This is a genomic window from Paractinoplanes aksuensis (assembly GCF_024137025.1).
Classification (GTDB): domain Bacteria; phylum Actinomycetota; class Actinomycetes; order Mycobacteriales; family Micromonosporaceae; genus Actinoplanes; species Actinoplanes aksuensis.
On the sequence record NZ_JAMYJR010000039.1, the window covers coordinates 121,327 to 139,753 of the forward strand.

The 18,427-nt window shown below is 71.5% G+C and carries 16 protein-coding genes and 1 pseudogene; 11 read left to right on the forward strand and 6 right to left on the reverse strand.

Translation table 11 applies throughout. The features are described 5' to 3' along the window. Window positions 1-2: 2 nt before the first annotated feature. The 4 genes and pseudogenes from M1L60_RS34635 (at window position 3) to thiC (ending at window position 3,812) form a co-directional block, all read left to right on the forward strand. Window positions 3-746 (forward strand): thiazole synthase, encoded by a 744-nt coding sequence (locus M1L60_RS34635; protein ID WP_253241765.1) that lies wholly within the window; start codon window positions 3-5, stop codon window positions 744-746. Continuing rightward, a pseudogene (locus tag M1L60_RS48050) lies at window positions 740-1,309 on the forward strand (thiamine phosphate synthase); the annotation flags it as partial. The gene M1L60_RS34635 and the pseudogene M1L60_RS48050, both read left to right, overlap by 7 nt. A gap of 137 nt (window positions 1,310-1,446) precedes the next feature. Beyond that, a complete protein-coding gene (gene thiD, locus M1L60_RS34645; RefSeq protein WP_253241767.1) occupies window positions 1,447-2,208 on the forward strand; it encodes a bifunctional hydroxymethylpyrimidine kinase/phosphomethylpyrimidine kinase in 762 nt (253 codons plus the stop codon). 74 nt (window positions 2,209-2,282) lie between these two features. Further along, entirely contained in the window at window positions 2,283-3,812 is a 1,530-nt protein-coding gene (gene thiC, locus M1L60_RS34650; protein WP_253241768.1) for a phosphomethylpyrimidine synthase ThiC, read from the forward strand. Here the strand turns inward: thiC and M1L60_RS34655 are convergent. The 3 genes from M1L60_RS34655 to M1L60_RS34665 all read right to left on the reverse strand — a co-directional run bounded on the left by M1L60_RS34655 (window position 3,793) and on the right by M1L60_RS34665 (window position 6,937). Then, window positions 3,793-4,977: a hypothetical protein gene (locus tag M1L60_RS34655; protein ID WP_253241769.1), complete on the reverse strand. Its 1,185-nt coding sequence runs from the start codon at window positions 4,975-4,977 to the stop codon at window positions 3,793-3,795. The genes thiC and M1L60_RS34655 overlap by 20 nt on opposite strands. 92 nt (window positions 4,978-5,069) lie before the next feature. Then, the gene (locus tag M1L60_RS34660) at window positions 5,070-5,819 is read right to left on the reverse strand and encodes an ABC transporter ATP-binding protein (protein WP_253241770.1); all 750 of its coding nucleotides are present in this window, start codon (window positions 5,817-5,819) and stop codon (window positions 5,070-5,072) included. Continuing rightward, window positions 5,816-6,937, reverse strand: a complete 1,122-nt coding sequence (locus M1L60_RS34665) for an ABC transporter substrate-binding protein (RefSeq protein ID WP_256517762.1) — start codon at window positions 6,935-6,937, stop codon at window positions 5,816-5,818. The genes M1L60_RS34660 and M1L60_RS34665 overlap by 4 nt, the downstream gene beginning before the upstream one ends. A gap of 459 nt (window positions 6,938-7,396) precedes the next feature. On the opposite strand from M1L60_RS34665, the gene M1L60_RS34670 reads away from it, so the two are divergent. Genes M1L60_RS34670 through M1L60_RS34685 form a run of 4 tightly spaced genes read left to right on the forward strand, consistent with a single transcriptional unit; the run spans window position 7,397 to window position 11,741 of the window. Beyond that, entirely contained in the window at window positions 7,397-10,336 is a 2,940-nt protein-coding gene (locus tag M1L60_RS34670; RefSeq protein WP_253241772.1) for a sensor histidine kinase, read from the forward strand. 2 nt (window positions 10,337-10,338) lie between these two features. Beyond that, window positions 10,339-10,746 (forward strand): roadblock/LC7 domain-containing protein, encoded by a 408-nt coding sequence (locus M1L60_RS34675; RefSeq protein WP_253241773.1) that lies wholly within the window; start codon window positions 10,339-10,341, stop codon window positions 10,744-10,746. Window positions 10,747-10,777: 31 nt separating this feature from the next. After that, a complete protein-coding gene (locus tag M1L60_RS34680; protein WP_253241774.1) occupies window positions 10,778-11,140 on the forward strand; it encodes a DUF742 domain-containing protein in 363 nt (120 codons plus the stop codon). Continuing rightward, window positions 11,121-11,741, forward strand: coding sequence for a GTP-binding protein (locus tag M1L60_RS34685; RefSeq protein WP_253241775.1), 621 nt, complete (start codon window positions 11,121-11,123; stop codon window positions 11,739-11,741). Before M1L60_RS34680 ends, M1L60_RS34685 begins: the two co-directional genes overlap by 20 nt. Before the next feature lie 212 nt (window positions 11,742-11,953). On the opposite strand, the gene M1L60_RS34690 is transcribed toward M1L60_RS34685, so the two are convergent. Next, the gene (locus tag M1L60_RS34690; protein ID WP_253241776.1) at window positions 11,954-13,069 is read right to left on the reverse strand and encodes a uroporphyrinogen-III synthase; all 1,116 of its coding nucleotides are present in this window, start codon (window positions 13,067-13,069) and stop codon (window positions 11,954-11,956) included. Between the two features lie 648 nt (window positions 13,070-13,717). Here M1L60_RS34690 and rplM point away from each other — a divergent pair. From rplM to glmM, 3 genes are all read left to right on the forward strand, one after another. Further along, window positions 13,718-14,161, forward strand: coding sequence for a 50S ribosomal protein L13 (gene rplM / locus M1L60_RS34695; protein ID WP_215792927.1), 444 nt, complete (start codon window positions 13,718-13,720; stop codon window positions 14,159-14,161). Window positions 14,162-14,181: 20 nt separating this feature from the next. Continuing rightward, on the forward strand, window positions 14,182-14,709 hold the full coding sequence (gene rpsI, locus M1L60_RS34700; protein WP_256517731.1) for a 30S ribosomal protein S9: 528 nt from the start codon (window positions 14,182-14,184) through the stop codon (window positions 14,707-14,709). A 141-nt stretch (window positions 14,710-14,850) separates the two neighbouring features. Beyond that, window positions 14,851-16,203, forward strand: coding sequence for a phosphoglucosamine mutase (gene glmM / locus M1L60_RS34705; protein WP_253241777.1), 1,353 nt, complete (start codon window positions 14,851-14,853; stop codon window positions 16,201-16,203). Window positions 16,204-16,252: 49 nt separating this feature from the next. Here glmM and M1L60_RS34710 read toward each other — a convergent pair whose 3' ends face one another. Then, the gene (locus M1L60_RS34710) at window positions 16,253-17,434 is read right to left on the reverse strand and encodes a pyridoxal phosphate-dependent aminotransferase (RefSeq protein ID WP_308208582.1); all 1,182 of its coding nucleotides are present in this window, start codon (window positions 17,432-17,434) and stop codon (window positions 16,253-16,255) included. A 68-nt stretch (window positions 17,435-17,502) separates the two neighbouring features. After that, on the reverse strand, window positions 17,503-18,318 hold the full coding sequence (locus M1L60_RS34715) for an MmpS family transport accessory protein (protein WP_253241778.1): 816 nt from the start codon (window positions 18,316-18,318) through the stop codon (window positions 17,503-17,505). Window positions 18,319-18,427: the final 109 nt, after the last annotated feature.

The following is an 18,427-nucleotide window of genomic DNA, read 5'->3' on the forward strand; positions in this document are numbered from 1 at the left end:
CGATGCTGTTCGACCGATCACGGCTGATCCTCGGCACGGGCGGGGCGAACAGCCTGGCCGCGCTGGAGGAGGCGATCGTCGCCTCCGGGACCGACCTGGTGACCGTGGCCCTGCGCCGGGTCGACGCGGCCGGGCCCGGGCTGCTGCCGATGCTCGACCGGCTCGGCGTGCGGGTGCTGCCCAACACAGCCGGCTGCTACACCGCGGGCGACGCGGTGAAGACGGCCCACCTGGCCCGCGACGCCTTCGAAACCGACCTGATCAAGCTCGAGGTGATCGGCGACGAACGGACGCTGCTGCCCGACGGGGTCGAACTGCTGCGGGCGGCCGAGACCCTGGTCGGCGACGGGTTCACGGTGCTGCCCTACACCAGCGACGACCCGATCCTGGCCCGCCGGCTGGCCGACGTGGGCTGCGCGGCGGTGATGCCGGCCGGCTCGCCGATCGGGTCCGGGCTGGGCATCTCGAACCCGCACCACATCCGGCTCATCCGGCAGAGCGTGGACGTGCCGGTGGTGCTCGACGCGGGCATCGGCACGGCCTCGGACGCGGCGCTGGCGATGGAACTGGGCTGCGACGCGGTGCTGGTGGCGAGCGCGATCACCCGATCCGACGAGCCGGGGGTGATGGCCGAGGCCATGCGGCACGCGGTGATCGCGGGGCGGCTGGCTTTCACGGCGGGGCGGATCCCGCGGCGGTTCCACGCGCTGGCCTCCACATCGGACAAAGGGCTGGCCCAGTGGTGACGCCGGGTGGCCTGGTGGTGCTCACCGGCCGGGGTCTGGTCGGCCGGTCGCTGATTTCGGTGGTGCGGGCGGCGGTACGCGGCGGCGCGGGGTGGGTCATTCTGCGGGAGCGGGATCTGGCGTACGGGGAACGGCTGCGGCTCGCGGCGGAGTTGCGCGAAGTTGTCCCGCCGGGGCGGCTCATCGTGGCCGGGCCGGATCCGCTCGGGGGCGAGGCCGTGCACCTCGCCGAACGTGACCCGCTGCCGAGCGGCGAGGTGAGGTTGGTCGGCCGCTCCCGGCATGGGCGGCTGTCCGATGAGGACTATGCGACGTTGTCGCCGATCTGGCTGACCGGGACGAAGCCGGGGTATGGGCCGGCGCTCGGACTGGCGGAGGCGGCGCGGCTGGCGGGTGACGTGCCGTGGTTGGCGTTGGGCGGGGTCGACTCGGGGGCGCGGGCCGCGGAGTGCGCGAGGGCCGGAGCGTCTGGGGTCGCGGTGCTGGGCGCGATCATGCGGTCCGGCGATCCGGAACGGACGGCCGCCGAGTTGTCCGAAGCTTTCGCTGCGGCAGAAGCAGCAACCGCCGCCGCCCCACCCAGGGTGGGGAGCTTAGTGGGCCGCGCTGGGAAAAGCCTGAAGTTGTCCACAGGCACGCGCAGCGGCTCAACCGCGGCCGACCGGCGGTCCAAGTTATCCACAGGCGTGGTGAGGTCGTCGTGACGCCGCCGGTGGTGTTGACGATCGCGGGCTCGGATTCCGGTGGGGGAGCGGGGATCCAGGCCGACCTCAAGACGTTCGCCGCGCTGGGCGCCTTCGGGGTCTCCGTGATCACTGCGGTGACAGCCCAGAACACGCTGGGCGTGACCGCCATCCACCCCATTCCGATCGACATAGTGGCCGCGCAGCTCGATGCCGTGCTCGACGACTTCCCGCTGGCGGCGGTCAAGGTCGGCATGATCGGCGACCCGGCCGTGGCCGAGCTGATCGCCGCGCGGGCCGACCGTCTGCCCCATCTCGTGGTCGATCCGGTGCTGGTCGCCACCTCGGGGGCCCGGCTGGCTGAGACGGCCTCGGTGGCGCCCCTGGTGTCGTACCCCTGTGTGCTGACCCCGAATCGGCAGGAGGCGGCCGCCCTTGTCGGCCGCCCGGTCGAGACGGCCGAGCAGATGGCCGTGGCGGCGGAGCAGTTGGCCGATCGGGGCGCACGAGCCGTCGTGGTGACCGGGAGCGAGCTGGCTCTCGACGTGCTGCGTTTTGACGGTACGACCGAATTGCTGCGCGGGGAGACGGTGCGTACGGCCAACAATCACGGGTCGGGGTGCACCTTCTCGTCGGCCATTGCCGTGCGGTTGGCCTGCGGGGATTCGCTGCCTATTGCCGTACGTAATGCCAAGAAATATGTGACGGCAGCGCTCCTCGGTGGGCGGGCGTGGCGGCTGGGTGCGGGGCCCGGGCCGCTGGACCACTTCGTTTTCTAGGTAGTCGGCAAGAGGCGGTGCCGGGGATCCGTACGCCCTGGGGCTGCCTGGTTTGTACCGATAGGGGAGGAAACATGAGGCGCAAGGTGTACGTCGAGGGACCGGGTGTGCGGGTGCCGTTCGTGGAGGTGGGGCTGAGCGGCGGCAATGATCCCGTCCGGCTCTACGACACGTCGGGACCGGGCAGCGACCCCGAGGTCGGTCTGCCGCCGCTGCGGAAGCCGTGGGCGACCGGTCGTACGCAATTGGCCGCGGCCCGGGCGGGCGAGGTGACCCCGGAGATGGAGTTCGTCGCGGTCCGGGAGAACGTGCCGGTCGAGCTCGTCCGGGACGAGATCGCGGCCGGGCGGGCCGTGCTGCCGGTCAACCGCAACCATCCCGAGTCGGAGCCGATGATCATCGGGTCGCGGTTCCTGGTGAAGGTCAACGCGAACATCGGCACCTCGGCGGTCACGTCCTCGGTGGCCGAAGAGGTCGAGAAGCTGACCTGGGCCACGCAGTGGGGCGCGGACACGGTGATGGACCTGTCGACCGGGCCGCGCATCCACGAGACGCGCGAGGCGATCATCCGGAACTCGCCGGTGCCGATCGGGACCGTACCGATCTATCAGGCGCTCGAGAAGGTCAAGGGCGACCCGGTCAAGCTGACCTGGCCGCTGTTCCGGGAGACGATCCTCGAGCAGGCCGAGCAGGGCGTCGACTACATGACGATCCACGCCGGGGTGCTGCTGCCGTACGTGCCGCTGGCCGCCGACCGGGTCACCGGCATCGTCTCGCGCGGCGGTTCGATCATGGCGGCCTGGTGCCTGGCCCACCACGAGGAGAACTTCCTCTACACGAACTTCGCCGAGCTGTGTGAGATCTTCGCGGCGTACGACATCACGTTCTCCCTGGGCGACGGCCTGCGCCCCGGTTCCATCGCCGATGCCAACGACGAGGCCCAGTTCGCCGAACTTCGTACGCTCGGGGAACTGACCCACCTGGCCTGGGAGCACGACGTGCAGGTGATGGTCGAGGGCCCGGGCCACGTGCCGATGCACAAGATCAAAGAGAATGTGGACCTGCAGGTCGACCTGTGCGGCGGCGCGCCGTTCTACACGTTGGGGCCGCTGACGACCGACATCGCGCCGGCCTACGACCACATCACGTCGGCCATCGGCGCCGCGATGATCGGCATGTTCGGCACCGCGATGCTCTGCTACGTCACTCCCAAGGAGCACCTGGGCCTGCCCGGCAAGGACGACGTGAAGGCCGGGATGATCGCGTACAAGATCGCGGCGCACGCGGCCGACCTGGCCAAGGGGCATCCGGGCGCGCAGGCCTGGGACGACGCGCTGTCCAAGGCCCGGTTCGAGTTTCGCTGGGAGGACCAGTTCGAGCTGGCCCTCGACCCGGGGACGGCCCGCGCGTACCACGACGAGACGTTGCCGGCCGAGCCCGCGAAGACGGCCCACTTCTGCTCGATGTGCGGGCCGAAGTTCTGCTCCATGAAGATCAGCCACGACCTGAAGAAGCAGGGCATGGGCCTGAAGTCGGCCGAGTTCGTGGCCGGCGGGAGCCAGGTCTATGTGCCGTTGACCGAGGTCAGCGGCCCAGGCCGCTGACCCAGTCCGAGATCTCGCCGTCGGGGTGGCCCTGCTTCGGCGCCGGCGACGGGGGTTGCTGCGGCGTGAAGCCGTCGAACGGGGGCATCGTGATGACCCCGGTGTCGGACGGACGCAGCTCGTCGTCGGGACGCTGGGCCGCCACCGCGGCGCGGGCGGCGACGGTGGCCCGGGCGGCCACCGTCGCGCGGCCGGTGGCCACGGGCGGCAGGCCGGGGCCCGACTTGGTGGCGGCCTTGGCGATGGCTGACTCGGGCTGCGCGTCGCGCTGCGGCAGCGGCGGGCGGTCGGGAGTGGGCTCGGCCGGGGCCGGCTTCTCGGGGCGGGCGGTGGCCGGGCCGCGACCTAGCACGGCCGCCAGCACCGAACCGAGGACGCCGGCGCCGGCCGCAGTCATCGCGCCCCAGTACGGCATCTCCTGGGCCCGGGTCGAGCCGGGACCGGCGATCAGGTAGGCCAGGGTGAGCAGGGCCGGGCCGGGCAGGCCGGCCAGCGCGATCGCCACGATGGACAGTTGGCGGCGACGGGCGATCAGGCCCACGACCACGCCGCAGATCAGGGCGACGGCCGGCATGACGAACAGCGAGGCCCGCTCGGCCAGGTCGTCGGGCACGAAGCCGGCGTCGAGCACGCCCAGGCGTACGGGGGAACCCGGCTCGCCCGACCGCAGCGACGGGGCCACCGAGACGATCGCGAGCAGCCAGGCCACCGCGCTCAGCGTCAGCAGGCTCCAGCGGGCGGCGTTGCGGCCCAGGGCGGCCCAGGCGGCGAAGATGCCGGCCGCCGCGCCCAGCACCGCGCAGGCGCCGATCACGAAGACCTCGTTGACGCCGGCGACCTGGGCGCTGCGGGCCGGCTGCATGGTCAGCGGCACGATCGTGGCGGCGCCCAGACCGGCCGCGATGCCGCCGATCAACCGGGTGCCGGCCCCGGCTCGCGGGGTGAGCCGGGGCCGGGCCGCCAGCCCGCCGGCCGCGGCTGCGGTCAGGGCGAACCAGGAGACCCAGGCCAGCTCAGCGGTCCACGCGTCACGCGCGGTGACCTCGACGACACGGGAGAAGTTCAGGACGCCCAGCCCGTAGGCCAGGCCCAGCTGACCGGCCCCCACCAGCGCAGCGGCGCCGAATGCGGTTCCCACCAACTTCGCCCAGGTGCGAAAAGCCATGCCCGGCACGTTACGGTTTCCTCGCCTACGCGCTCAACAGCGGGGGTCGATTCTTAAAATCCCGCTTAGATATTTATACGGAGAGTGTCTGTTCAGGCCATCAAAAGATCATGGAGAAGCGCGCTGCTGCGCGCCACCTCGTCGGAGTGCGCCGTCCGCCCCAGGGTGCGCGGGCGGGGGATCTGCACCTCGACGATCTCGCGGACCCGGCCCGGTCGCGGGCTGAGCACGACGACCCGGTCGGCCAGCAGCACCGCCTCGTCGATCGAATGGGTGACGAAGACCGTGGTCGCTTCCTGCTCCATGTGGATGCGCTGCAGCTCGATCGAGAGCTCTTCCCGGATCAGCGGGTCGAGGGCCGAGAACGGCTCGTCCATCAGCATCACCTGAGGCTTGCCGATCAACGCGCGGCACAGCGCCACCCGCTGCTGCATGCCGCCCGAGAGCTCGTGCGGCAGCCGCTTCTCGAAGCCGGTCAGGCCGGTCAGGGCGAGCAGCTCGTGGGCGCGGTCGCGGTACTGCGCCTTGCGCCAGCCGAAGATCTGCACCGGCAGCAGCACGTTGTCGAGCACCGTGCGCCACGGCAGCAGGGCCGGGCGCTGGAACATCATGGACACGTCGCGCCGCGGCTTGATCACTTGCTCGCCACCCACGTCGACGCGGCCCGCGGTCGGCGGCAGCAGACCCGCGATCAGGCGCAGCAGCGTCGACTTGCCGCAGCCGGAGCGGCCGACCACGGCCACGAACTCGCCGTTGCCGACCTCGAGGCTGACGTCGCGCAGCGCCTCGACCGTGCCCGAGCGCCCGGTGAAGGTGCGCGAGACCTGGTTGATCCGGATCATGACGCCAGCCGCCAGCGACCGCTACGCGCGACCAGCAGGGTCAGGGCCTGCGGCATCAGCCCGGAGTGGTTGTCGGGCGTGAGGCGGATCGGACCGGACAGCCCGTCGACCTGGGAGGTCTCGATGATCTCGCGGATCCGCGGGCGGTCGGCGCCGACCCGGGCCACCGCGTCGGCGATCAGGTCGGCCGCGTCGGCTGCGAACGAGGCCACGCCCGAGTAGCTGCCGTACCGGGACGTGTAGTCGCGGAACCACTGCTTGCGCGAGGACTTGGCCGGGGTCGTCGCGATCACGTCGTCGATCGCCAGGATCTGGGTGAACACCATCGTCGCGTTGGCTGTCGCGCTTGCGGCGCCGCGCGGGATGAACAGGTCGCTCGCCGCGGCCGAGTCGAAGTACATGCGCCCGCGGAAGTCCGCGGCCCGGGCGTCGATGGCGGCCTGCTGAGCCAGGTCGGGCGGGGTGAGCACGACCAGGGCGTCGGGCTCGGTGTCGGTCAGGGTGCCGACCGACTGGGCGATGTCGCTGGCGGCCGGCTTGACCGCGCGGGTCGCCGTGACCGCGATGGTTCCGCCCTGCAACGCGTCGGTCAGGGCGGCGCTGGCGCCCCGGCCGTAGAGGTCGTTGGTGTGCAGCACCGCGATTTTTTTGTAGCGGGCCCGGTTGAACTCAGTGACCAGCGCGGCGGCGCTGTCGGCCGAGTTGGGCCCGAGTTTGAAGACGTACTGCCGCTCGGTGACCGGGTTGGTGACCTCGTCCGAGGCGGCCAGCGCGATCGTCGGGATCGTCTTGTCGTTGATCGTCTTGGCCGCGCCGACCACGCACTGGTCGCAGGTGCCGGTGACGACGGCGGCGACCCGCGGGTCGTCGGCGAACGTGCTGATGTTGCGCAGCGACGACGTCGGGTCGTTCCGGTTGTCCTGGGTGCGCAGTTCCAGTTTGCGCTCGCCCAGCTGGCCCGAGGCGTTGATCTGCTCGATCCGCAACTGCAGGGCGCGGGCGTACGCGGTGTCGACCGCCGACGAGTTGTTGAGGTCGGCCGCGATCACCACGGTGTCGCTGCCACCGTCGGCGCTGTCGTCGTCGGACGTGCAGCCGGCCGCGCCGGCGAGAAGCATCGATGCCACGGCAGTGGCCGCCGTGATGCGGGGGAGCCGCACGGGAGGTGCCTCCTAGAGGGGCGGGAAGGCGAAGGGGACGGCAGCATCGTGGTCCGGCGGCGGGCACGCCGACACGGACAGCGTGTCCGTTCGATCGCGCCAAACCTTGCCAACGTGAAGGCCCCTGGTCAAGCGGCGCCCCATCGATGGAGCGAGACGCTTGTCTCACATACTGGTAGAAAAATGGGGGATAAGCGGTGACCAGGTCGTCACTTAATGTCGCGGTCGATATATTCGTGCACGTCAAAGCGCTAATCGTGTCGAAAGTAGAACGCGCGAGTTTCCTTGCAGTCGGACACGAAGTTCGTTTCCGGGTGTTTCCAGACTTCCCAAAGGGATGTCCGTTCTGATGAAATTCCCGGGCCGCGCGAGGTTCTGCGGGCGAAGAGCCATGGGGAAGACCACGGAGGAGAAGTCTTGAGCACCGGATCCTCGACCCAGGTGGCGCGTCGTGGTGTCTTTCCTCGTCTGAGAGACGCCCGGATCCGCGCCAAGCTGGCTCTGATCCTGGTCGTTCCCCTCGTCGCCGTCGTCGCACTGGCCACCACCCGGTTGGTCGACGTCGGACAGCGCGCCGCCGAGGCGGGCACGGTCGAGGAACTGACCAAACTCGAGACCGACATCTCGGGTCTCACCCAGCTGCTGCACGTCGAGCGCATGGCGGCCGCCGCCTATGTCGGCAACCCCCGCAGCGGGGCCGACGCCTACCAGACGGCCGTCCGCAACAGCGACGCGCAGATCCAGGTCTACCGGGCCAACCGGGCCGGCATCGACGATCCGCCGGGCGCCGTCCGCGACCGCCTGGCCCGCATCGACGACCACCTGAACACGATGGACGCCACCCGCACGGCGGTCGGCGACCGGAACGGCATCGCCGTCGCCGAGGCCGTGTCCCGCTACAGCGTGGTCATCACCGACCTCGTCGCGTACGGCGAGGCGGTCAGTCAGTACGCCGGTGACGGCGAGGTGGCCGACCGGCTGCGCGCCATCGCCGCGTTCGCCCGGGCCAAGGCCGGCACGGCCGATCAGGAGGCGGTGTCGTACGCCGCCCGGATCACCAACGACCTCAGCGCCGAGCAGCGCACCGCGTTCATCGCCAGCCAGACCAGCCAGCAGGAGGCGCTGCTGGCCTTCTCGCTGGTTGCCGACCCGGCCCAGCGCTCCCTGGTCGACAACGTGGTCAGCGGCGACGCCGTCAACCTGGTCGACAACGTGGCCACCCGGCTCGCCCGGGCCGGCGCCGGCGGCTCGGTCACGGCGCTCGAGATCACCGAGTCCTTCGGCGCGGTGGTCGACCTGATGCGCTGGGCCGAGCAGGAGCTCGAGTCCGACGTGGTCGAGCAGGCCTCGGCCGACCGCGACAGCGTCGTCCGCCAGGCCGCGATCGAGTCGGCCCTGGTCGTGCTCGTGCTGATCATCGCCATCGTGCTCGCCGTCATCCTGGCCCGCTCGCTCAACCTGTCGCTGCGCCGGCTGCGGGAGGGCGCGCTGGCCGTGGCCAACCGCGACCTGCCCGACGCCGTGGCCAAGCTGCGCGACGCCCGCAACCTCGGTGAGGGCGGCGCCGACGACATCGTGCGCCAGGTCCGCGACCCCATCAAGCTGCCCAACCGCGACGAGATCGGCCAGGTCGCCCAGGCCTTCAACGTGGTCCACCGCGAGGCCGTCCGCATCGCGGCCGAGCAGGCCGCCCTGCGCACCAGCGTCTCGACGATGTTCCTCAACCTGGCCCGCCGGTCGCAGTCGCTGGTCGACCGGATGATCGGCGAGCTCGACCAGATCGAGCGCACCGAGGAAGACCCGAAGCGGCTCGCGCAGCTCTTCGAGCTCGACCACCTGGCCACCCGGATGCGCCGCAACGACGAGAACCTGCTGGTGCTGGCGGGCGCCGACTCCAGCGCCCCCCGACGCGAGGACGCGCTGCTGGTCGACGCGCTGCGGGCCTCCCAGTCCGAGGTCGAGCTCTACAACCGCATCGAGTTCGGCACGGTCGACACCGACATCTCGATCGCCGCCCTCGCCGTCAACGACGTGGTGCGCCTGGTCGCCGAGCTGCTCGACAACGCCACCCGGTTCTCCCCGCCCAACACGATCGTGGTCGCCGACGGCCGGCGCATCCGCGACTACGTGGTGATCCAGGTGGAGGACCGCGGTCTCGGCATGTCCGAGGAGCAGATGGACCAGCTCAACCGCCGCCTGGCCGAGCCGCCCAGCGTCGACGTGGCCGCGTTCCGCCTGATGGGTCTGGCCGTGGTCGGCCGGCTCGCCTCGCGCTACGGCATCCGGGTCGAGCTGCGGGCCAACATCGAGGGCGGCACGGTCGCCCAGGTCACGCTGCCGAGCAGCATCGTCGTGCTGCCGTCGCGGCGCCTCGACCCGCCGGCCCGGCCGCAAGAGCTGGGCAGCACCCCGTACTCCGGTGGCAGCTGGGACTCTCAGGTGGGCCGGGCCGCCACCGCGACGCTGCCGACGATCGCGGCCGAGCCGTGGCGCGAGCCGACCCCGCAGCCGCACAACGCGCACCCGCAGCTGCCGATGTTCCCGTCCCAGCGCCCGCCGTCCGACCCCGAGGTGCAGCCGACGCCGAACCGGCCCCCGCTGCCGACCCGGATCTCCAAGACCGTCGACGCCACGGCGAGCTCGACGACGATGAACGGCTTCGCCGCCGCGACCGCGGCCACCCCGGTCATCCCGGCCCCGGCCCCGGTCGTGCCCGAGCCGGTGTCCCCGCCGGCCCCGCCGACCGGCAGCTCCTGGGGCGCCGCGCTGGCCGCGATGCCGCCGGTGCCCGCGCCACCGCTCACCCCGACGCCGGACGAGCGCAACGACGCTCCGATCTTCGTGAAGATGCAGCAGAGCTGGTTCCGCGATCACGAGGCGGCGAGCCAGGAGGAGTGGGGCATGCCGACCGCCGGCTACGCCCCGCCCCCGAACAGCCCGCCGGCTCAGGCGAACCCGGTCCCGGAGGCCCCGGCCCCCGCGCCGGTCTCACCGCCGCCCGCTCCGCCCGCCCCAGCGGCCCCGGCGGCCGCCCCGGCGAGCACCGGGCACAATGGACCGTCCGTGCCGAAGCCGCGCCCCGCGGCCGAGGACAGGTGGCGGACAACGGCCGACGAGGGGTGGCAGAAGGCAATGGCAGCGGCGGAACCCGTCGACGCCGGCACCACGCGGTCCGGCCTCCCCAAACGAGTCCCCCAAGCGCAGCTGGTGCCCGGCGGCGTACAGCCCGGGCCGCGCAACCAGAACAGGCGCAGTCCCGACGAGGTCCGCGGACTCCTCTCCGCGTACCACCGGGGTGTGCAACGTGGACGGACGGACGGCTCCGCCGAGTCCGCCACCCAGGCTAAGGAGAACTAACGGTGACCAGGCCCCCCACCATGCAGGACATGGGCTGGCTGCTCAACAACTTCGCCAACAGCGTCGCCGGCATCGCTCACGTCGTGGCGGTGTCCGCCGACGGTCTGCTGCTGGCGGCGTCGCGCGACCTGCCGGCCGACCGCGCCGACCAGCTCGCCGCGATCACCTCCGGCGTGGTCAGCCTGACCGACGGCGCCTCCCGCATGTTCAGCGCGGGCGCGGTCAACCAGACGATCATCGAGATGGACAGCGGTTACCTGTTCCTCATGTCGATCAGCGACGGCTCCTCGATGGCCGTGCTGGCCGCCCGCAGCTGCGACGTGGGCCAGGTCGGCTACGAGATGGCCCTGCTGGTCGAGCGGGTCGGCGCCTCGTTGTCGCCGGCGGCACGCGAAGCAGTCAGTCATTAGTCGCCGGCTCGACGGAAGGGGGTGAACGCGCGTGGGCCAGCCACAGGACCCGAGAGGCAACCTGGTACGCCCGTACGCGGTCACCCGCGGACGCACGGAGCCGCGTCGGGACATCCCGATCGAGGCGGTCCTGGTCGCCAGCCAGGCCGGTCTGCAAGAGGCCCGGTTCGCCGGGCATGACAAATACCGCATCGCCGTGCTGTGCGAGGCGAAGGCGCAATCGTTGGCCGAGCTCGCAGCGCTCTCCCGGCTTCCGCTGGGTGTGGCGCGAGTGCTCGTCGCGGACATGGTGGCCGACGGGCTGCTGTCGTTGCACAGCGCCGCTCCCAAAACTGGGTTCACGGAGCGGATGGATCTGCTGGAAAGGGTGTTGAGTGGACTTCGCAAGCTCTGAGCGGGCGGGGGCGCAACCCAAAGAGATCACCTCGGCGAAGATCGTCGTCGCCGGTGGTTTCGGTGTGGGCAAGACGACGCTGGTCGGAGCGGTCTCCGAGATCGAGCCGCTGACCACCGAGGCCGTGATGACCTCGGCCGGGCAGGGGATCGACGACGCGTCCAAGGTGCCCGGCAAGGGGACCACCACGGTGGCGATGGACTTCGGCCGCATCACGATGGCCGACGACCTGATCCTCTACCTTTTCGGCACCCCCGGGCAGACCCGGTTCTGGTTCATGTGGGACGAGCTGATCCGCGGTGCGGTCGGCGCGGCCGTGCTGGTCGACACACGGCGCATCGCCGACGCGTTCGCCCCGCTCGACTACTTCGAGAACCGGCATCTGCCGTACCTGGTCGCGTTGAACTGCTTCGACGGCGCGCCCCGGTACGAGCCGGACGAGGTGCGGGAAGCCCTGGCCATTCCGGCCCACGTGCCGCTGGTCATGTGCGACGCCCGCCACCGCGACTCGGTCAAGCAGGTTTTGGTCGGGGTTGTGGAACATGCGATGGCGACACTGGTCGCTGAGCAGAGTGGTGGGTATCCGGCGACCGTCGGATAAATCAAACGCAGATGTCGTAGCGGGGCGGTGGGTGACGCCGCTCCTGCTAAGTCAAAATCGTATGTCGTGGCGGGGCGGTGGGTGACAGGCCGCTGCTCCCGCCGAGGGCCGCGGCGGGGTGAGCTGGGCGCTGGCGCGCCCAGAACGCTCACCCCACCACGGCGACGTGCGTGAATGGTTGCGCCCAAAGGCAAAGGTCAAAGACGGCAGCGTCAGACCGGCAGGCGGTAGCCGCGCTTGACCACGGTTTGCACGACCCCGGGGACGCTCAGGCCCGCGCGTAGGCGGGCCACAGCCATTTCCACGGCGTGTTCGTCGGCGCCGCGCGGAAGCGCGTGCAGCAGGGCCGCTCGGGACAGCACCCGGCCCGGCACCGCGGCCAGCGCGCGCAGCACCGCCATCGGGGCCGGCGCCAGTGGCCGAAGCTCGCCGTCGACTATGGCCGCGTGGCCCCGCAGGATCAGGGCGTGACCGGCCACTTCGAGCGACAGCGCCCGTTTCGGCAGCTCGTCGGCGATCGTGCGGACCAGCGAGCTCAACCGGGCCCGGGTCGGCGTGACCACCGGAACGTCGTGGCGGCGCAGGGGAGCGGCCGTCACCGGCCCCACGCAGGCGGCCAGCACATCACCCCGCAGGGCGGCCAGCACGGCGTCCGAGCTCGGGCCGGCCGTGCGCAGCAGTGCCTGGACCGCCGGCGCGGCGGTGAACGTGACCGCGTCGACCAGGCGGGCCGTGATCAGGTCGACCAGGCGGTGCAGCGGCGCGGGGTCGGTGGGCGCGGCCCAGCGGTACACCGGCACCTCGATCACCCGGGCCCCGGCCTGTTCCAGGGCCTCGGTGTACTCGGGCTGGCTCTCGCCGTGCAGCTGCATCGCCACGGTCAGACCGTCGAGGCCGCGGGCCCGCAGATGATCGGCGACCTCTTCGTAGCTCTCGCCCTCGGGCGACCACTGCTCGTGCAGGCCGGCCGCGCGCACCGCGGCCCGCGCCTTCGGCCCGCGGGCGACCAGGTAGGCCTGGGCGAGCACGGCCCGCAAGGGCTCGGCCAGGCCCCAGCCCTCGGCCGCCTCGAGCCAGCCCCGCATGCCGATGCCGGTGTTGACCAGCACGATGTCGGGCGGGGTGTCGAGACAGGCGCGGGTGGCCGCCCGCAGTTCGGCGTCGTCGGCGATCGGGACGATCCGCAGGGCCGGGGCGAGCACCACCCGGGCGCCGCGGCTCTCGAGCAGGTGGGCCAGCTCGTCCCGCCGGCGGTCGGCGGTGACCCCCACCGTGAACCCGGAGAGAGACGCGGCCGGCTCGGCCAGGGCGGCGGCCGGGATGATCATCCGGGCTCTTTTTTCGTCATCAGAAGTCGTGGCGGGGCCGTCCGGTCCACCGAAGGGCACGCTCGGATCCCGCCGTCCTCAGCGTCGACCCGCTCCCATGTCACGCCTGCGGTCTCCGCCGTACCTCCGGCCGGCCCGCGCCACGACTCCTCTTCGCCGGACCGGGAAGCCGGTCCAGCGGTCACCGTCAGGTCCGTCCTCAACCCTGACGGTGGCCTATCTATAGTGCGTCCCCGGCGCACGCCTGGGCCACGCTGGGCCCGCGTCGTCGAGGTGTCCGCACCATTGGCCATGCCGGAAGCGTGCCGGTGAGGAATTTCGCCCTTGCGTCCCGTTTGTTTCAAGCCTGCTAAGACGCACCGACCTGTGACCTACGTGACGCCCGATCCCGGTGTCGGGCGCGTCTCCGAGGGCGGGTATGCTTGGCAACGGTTATTCTTGGAGGTCGCGTCCGTACCCATCTGGGGTCCGTGGGCGGGGCCACCGATCGTGTTGCTCCTCGCACGTTTTGACCACGCGCCGCGCAGGCGGGTATTGTTGCCTGCTGTTGTGCGACAGCTGCGAGTCCGCCTTCACAGGTAGGCTTGACGCTCGCGTTCGCCGCGACCAGCGCGCGACCCCAGACCGACGACAAGACAAGGTAATTCTGTGCGTACGTACAGCCCGAAGCCGGGTGAGATCGAGCGTCAGTGGCACATTATCGACGCTTCTGACGTCGTTCTGGGTCGCCTGGCCACCCACACCGCCACTCTCCTGCGCGGCAAGCACAAGCCCACCTTCGCCCCGCACGTCGACACCGGCGACTTCGTGGTGATCATCAACGCGGGCAAGGTCGCTCTGACCGGCAACAAGCGGCAGACCAAGGTCGCCTACCGCCACTCGGGTTACCCGGGCGGCCTCAAGCAGGTCGGCTACGAGGAGCTGCTGAGCAAGCGCCCCGAGAAGGCGATCGAGCTGGCCGTCAAGGGCATGCTCCCGCACAACAAGCTCGCGCGGCAGATCATCAAGAAGCTGAAGGTCTACCCGGGCGCTGAGCACCCGCACGCCGCGCAGCAGCCCCAGCCGTTCGAGATCACCCAGATCGCGCAGTGAGCGCGGGAGAAGGCAGCAGCATGTCCGACAGCACCGAGCCCGAGGTCGTCGAGACCGTCGAAGAGCCCGCTGAGGCGGCCGTCGTCGTCGAAGAGCCCGCCGAGACCGTCGTCGTGGTCGAGACGCCCGCGCCGGCTGCGGTCCGCGCCCCGCGTCCCGGTGGTCGTCCGATCCAGACCGTCGGCCGCCGCAAGGAGGCCATCGTCCGGGTGCGCCTCGTCCCCGGCACCGGCAAGATCACCTGCAACAACCGCGACCTCGAGGCCTACTTCCCCAGCAAGGTGCACCAGCAGCTCATCCGTGAGCCGCTCGTCACCGCGGAGAAGGAAGAGCAGTTCGACGTCATCGCGAACCTGCGGGGCGGCGGCATCACCGGCCAGGCCGGCGCGCTGCGCCTCGGCATCGCCCGGGCTCTGATCACCAACGAGCCCGACGACCGTCCCGCTCTCAAGAAGGCCGGCTTCCTCACCCGTGACGCCCGCGTCAAGGAGAGCAAGAAGTACGGTCTCAAGAAGGCCCGTAAGGCTCCGCAGTACTCGAAGCGCTGATTTTGCGCCGAGTCTGACACGGCCGGGTTGCGCCCCCTGGTGTTCTTCAGGAGGCCGGCCCGGCCGTTTTGCGTTCCCACCCCTTCTCAGCGCACCCGGCGCGCCTCCCCTCAGGGGTGAATCCGGGGAAAGGAAGCCGCCATGGGGCGTCTGTTCGGCACCGACGGCGTACGCGGGCTCGCGAACGGCGAGCTTCTCACCCCGGAACTGGCCCTCAGCGTCGCCGTCGCGGCCGCGCGGGTGCTGGTCGAGAGCGACAGCAGCCACCAGCCGCTGGCGATCGTCGGGCGTGATCCGCGGGCCAGCGGCGAGATGCTCGAGGCGGCCGTGGTCGCCGGGCTGACCAGTGCCGGGGCCAACGTCGTGCGGGTCGGCGTGCTGCCCACCCCGGCCGTGGCCTTCCTGGTCGGCCAGACCAACGCCGACCTCGGCGTGATGCTGTCGGCCTCGCACAACCCGATGCCCGACAACGGGATCAAGCTCTTCGCCGCCGGTGGCACCAAGCTGCCGGACGAGCTGGAGGAGCGGATCGAGCAGGCCGTCGCGGACGGGCACGGGCTGATCGGCCGCCCGACCGGCGCCGGCATCGGACGGGTGCACGACCTGCTGGACGGGGCCGAGCACTACGTGAAGCACCTGGTCGGCTCGACCCCGCACAGCCTGGCCGGCGTCAAGGTCGTGGTCGACTGCGCGAACGGCGCGGCCAGCGAGGTCGCGCCGGTCGCCTACGAGGAGGCGGGCGCCGAGGTCATCGCGATCCATGCCGACCCCGACGGCCTGAACATCAACGACGAGTGCGGCTCGACCCACCTCGACCAGGTCCGCGAGGCCGTGCTGGCCGAAGGGGCCGACCTGGGCCTGGCCCACGACGGCGACGCCGACCGTTGCCTGGCCGTGACGGCTTCGGGCGACGTCGTCGACGGCGACCAGATCATGGCCATCCTGGCCCTGGCCATGCGCGACGCCGGCACGCTGACCGACGACACCCTGGTCGCGACCGTGATGAGCAACCTCGGGCTGCGGATCGCCATGAAGCAGTCCGGCATCAAGCTGATCGAGACCAAGGTCGGCGACCGCTACGTGCTCGAGGAACTGGGAGCCCGGGGCCTGGCCCTGGGCGGCGAGCAGAGCGGGCACATCGTCATGCCGGCCTACGCCACCACCGGCGACGGCGTGCTGACCGGCCTGCACCTGATGGCCCAGCTGGCGTCGACCGGCAAGTCGCTGGCCGACCTGGCCGCGGTCGTGCACCCGCTGCCGCAGGTGCTGATCAACGTCCGCGTCGGCGACCGGGACGCGGGCGCCTCGGCCCCCGCCGTGCAGGCCGCCGTGGCGCTGGCCGAGAACGAGCTGGGCGAGACCGGCCGGGTGCTGCTGCGCCCGTCGGGCACCGAGCCCCTCGTCCGGGTGATGGTCGAGGCCGCCACCGAGGAGCAGGCCCGCGATGTGGCCGAGCGGATCGCCGAAGAAGTCCGGGCGGCGTCCCCCGCCTGATCGACAGACGACGAGCACGGGCCGGTCCTTTCGAGGGCCGGCCCGTTCGCTATCCCCGGCCCAGCTTGGCCAGCCGCTGGGCCGCCTCGTCGATCACGGATTCGCGCTTGCAGAAGGCGAACCGGATCAGATGGCGGCCGGCGGCCCGGTCGTCGTAGAACACCTGGGTCGGCACAGCCACGACGCCGCACCGCTCGGGCAGCCCGCGGCAGAACTCGATGCCGTCCGTCCCGCCCAGCGGCCGGATGTCGGCCGTCACGAAGTACGTGCCGTCCGACGGCTGTACCGCGAACCCGGCCTCGGTCAGCCCCGCCGTCAGGTGGTCGCGCCGGGCCTGGAGCTCGTCGCGGAAGCCGGTGAAGTAGTCGTCGCCGAGCCCCAGCGCCACGGCCACGGCCGGCTGCAGCGGGCCGGCGTTGACGAAGGTCAGGAACTGCTTGACCCGCGTCAGGGCGGACACGAGGCGGGCCGGACCGGTCGCCCAGCCCACCTTCCAGCCCGTGCACGAGAAGGTCTTGCCGGCCGACGAGATGCGCAGCGTGCGCTCGTGCATGCCGGGCCGGCCGGCCAGCGGCATGTGCGGCTCGGCGGCGTCGGTGAAGACCAGATGCTCGTACACCTCGTCGGTGACGGCGTAGGTGTCGTGCTGCCGGCAGAGCGCGGCTATCAGGTCGAGCTCGGCCCGGGTGAAGACCTTGCCGGTCGGGTTGTGGGGCGAGTTGAGCAGCACCAGCCGGGTGCGCGGCCCGAACGCGGCCCGCAGCTCGGCCTCGTCGAACTCGTAGCGCCCACCGGCCCCCGGCCGCAGCGTCACCGGCCGCCGGACGGCTCCGGCCAGCGTGATCGAGGCGGCGTAGGAGTCGTAGTACGGCTCGAACGTGACGACCTCGTCGCCGGGCTCGCAGAGCGACAGGATCGCGGCCGCGACGGCCTCGGTGGCGCCGGCGGTGACGACCACCTCGGTGCCGGGGTCGCGGGGCAGGGCCCAGAAGCGCCGCTCGTGCTCGGCGATCGCCTCGCGCAGGGCGGGGATGCCGGGCAGGGGCGGGTACTGGTTGGCGCCCTGCTGAAGGGCCCGCGCGGCCGCGGCCAGCATCTCGGGCGGGCCGTCGGTGTCCGGGAAGCCCTGGCCCAGGTTGATCGACCCGGTGCGGGTGGCCAGGGCCGACATCTCGGTGAAGATGGTGGTGCCGAACGGCCGCATCCGTTCGACCAGCGGGTCGCTCGTCACGTGTGGTCGCCTCCTGCTCAGCAGTTCCCGCTCAGTCTTCCAGTCGCCCGCGTGGCCGGGTTCCGCGCTCAGTCGATCGCGAAGTGCGTGCACGAAGCCGTGGCCACGGTGCTCGCGCTCGACGTGCGCTGTTTGACCTCGGCCCCGTCGACCACGGCCCGGCAACTGATCGTGCCCTCCGACGTGCCGATCCGCATCGCGACCACCGAGACCAGCGTCGGCGTCTCCATCTTGGTGGTGAACTTCCACGGCAGATCGACGTTCTCGAGCCGCTTCGGGCTGCCGCCCAGCTTCTCGACGTACAGGATCTGCGACGCCTGGCCCTCGCCGGTCACCTCGTAGGTCACCGAGATCTGCCGGCTGTCGAGACCGGGGGCGGCGGGCAGGCTGGGTAGTTCGGTCGGCAGGTCGGGGATCTGCGGCGCTTCGGTGGGGAATTCCGGGAGCTGGGGCACGGCCGACGGCAGGGAGTCGACCGCCTTCTCAGCCCGGTCGGCCACGTTGCGCGCGATGAGCACGCCCGCGGTGGCCACGCCGCCGCAGAGCAGCAAGGTGATCGCCACGAGGACGGCGACGATCGGCAGCTTGCTCTTGCGCGGCGGGCGGCCGGGCGGGCCCGGATAGGGCGGCTGCGGCGGGTAACCGGGCTGGGCGTAACCCGGCGGCGGACCGTAACCGGGCGGCGGGCCGTACCCCGGTGGTGGGCCGTACGCCTGCGGCGGGAACTGGTCCGTCGGGGTGGCCGGGAACTCCGACGTCGGCGGGTAGTCGGGATTCGGCGGCTGGGGCAGCGGCGCCGACCCGGGCCGGAACGACGGCGGGCGAGGCGAAGCCGGCTCAGAAGTGCCGTCTGGCTGCCGATTGTCGGGCTGATTGCTCAACATGTCTCCCGAAGCGAGCGCGCAGTTGTGGCGCGGTAGCCGACGGTACGCCAACGACGCCAGCCGTCCGAGGGCGCCGTCGGCCTTTCGGTCTGTTCTGCGCAGACCGTGT

What these genes read in the sequence shown, in the direction of transcription:
- M1L60_RS34660 (WP_253241770.1), bottom strand. Translation starts at nt 5,819, where the DNA reads ATGATCCGGATCAACCAGGTCTCGCGCACCTTCACCGGGCGCTCGGGC.
- M1L60_RS34655 (WP_253241769.1), bottom strand. Translation starts at nt 4,977, where the DNA reads ATGGCTTTTCGCACCTGGGCGAAGTTGGTGGGAACCGCATTCGGCGCC.
- M1L60_RS34635 (WP_253241765.1), top strand. Translation starts at nt 3, where the DNA reads ATGCTGTTCGACCGATCACGGCTGATCCTCGGCACGGGCGGGGCGAAC.
- thiC (WP_253241768.1), top strand. Translation starts at nt 2,283, where the DNA reads ATGAGGCGCAAGGTGTACGTCGAGGGACCGGGTGTGCGGGTGCCGTTC.
- M1L60_RS34690 (WP_253241776.1), bottom strand. Translation starts at nt 13,069, where the DNA reads ATGATCATCCCGGCCGCCGCCCTGGCCGAGCCGGCCGCGTCTCTCTCC.
- rpsI (WP_256517731.1), top strand. Translation starts at nt 14,182, where the DNA reads ATGTCCGACAGCACCGAGCCCGAGGTCGTCGAGACCGTCGAAGAGCCC.
- glmM (WP_253241777.1), top strand. Translation starts at nt 14,851, where the DNA reads ATGGGGCGTCTGTTCGGCACCGACGGCGTACGCGGGCTCGCGAACGGC.
- M1L60_RS34715 (WP_253241778.1), bottom strand. Translation starts at nt 18,318, where the DNA reads ATGTTGAGCAATCAGCCCGACAATCGGCAGCCAGACGGCACTTCTGAG.
- M1L60_RS34665 (WP_256517762.1), bottom strand. Translation starts at nt 6,937, where the DNA reads ATGCTTCTCGCCGGCGCGGCCGGCTGCACGTCCGACGACGACAGCGCC.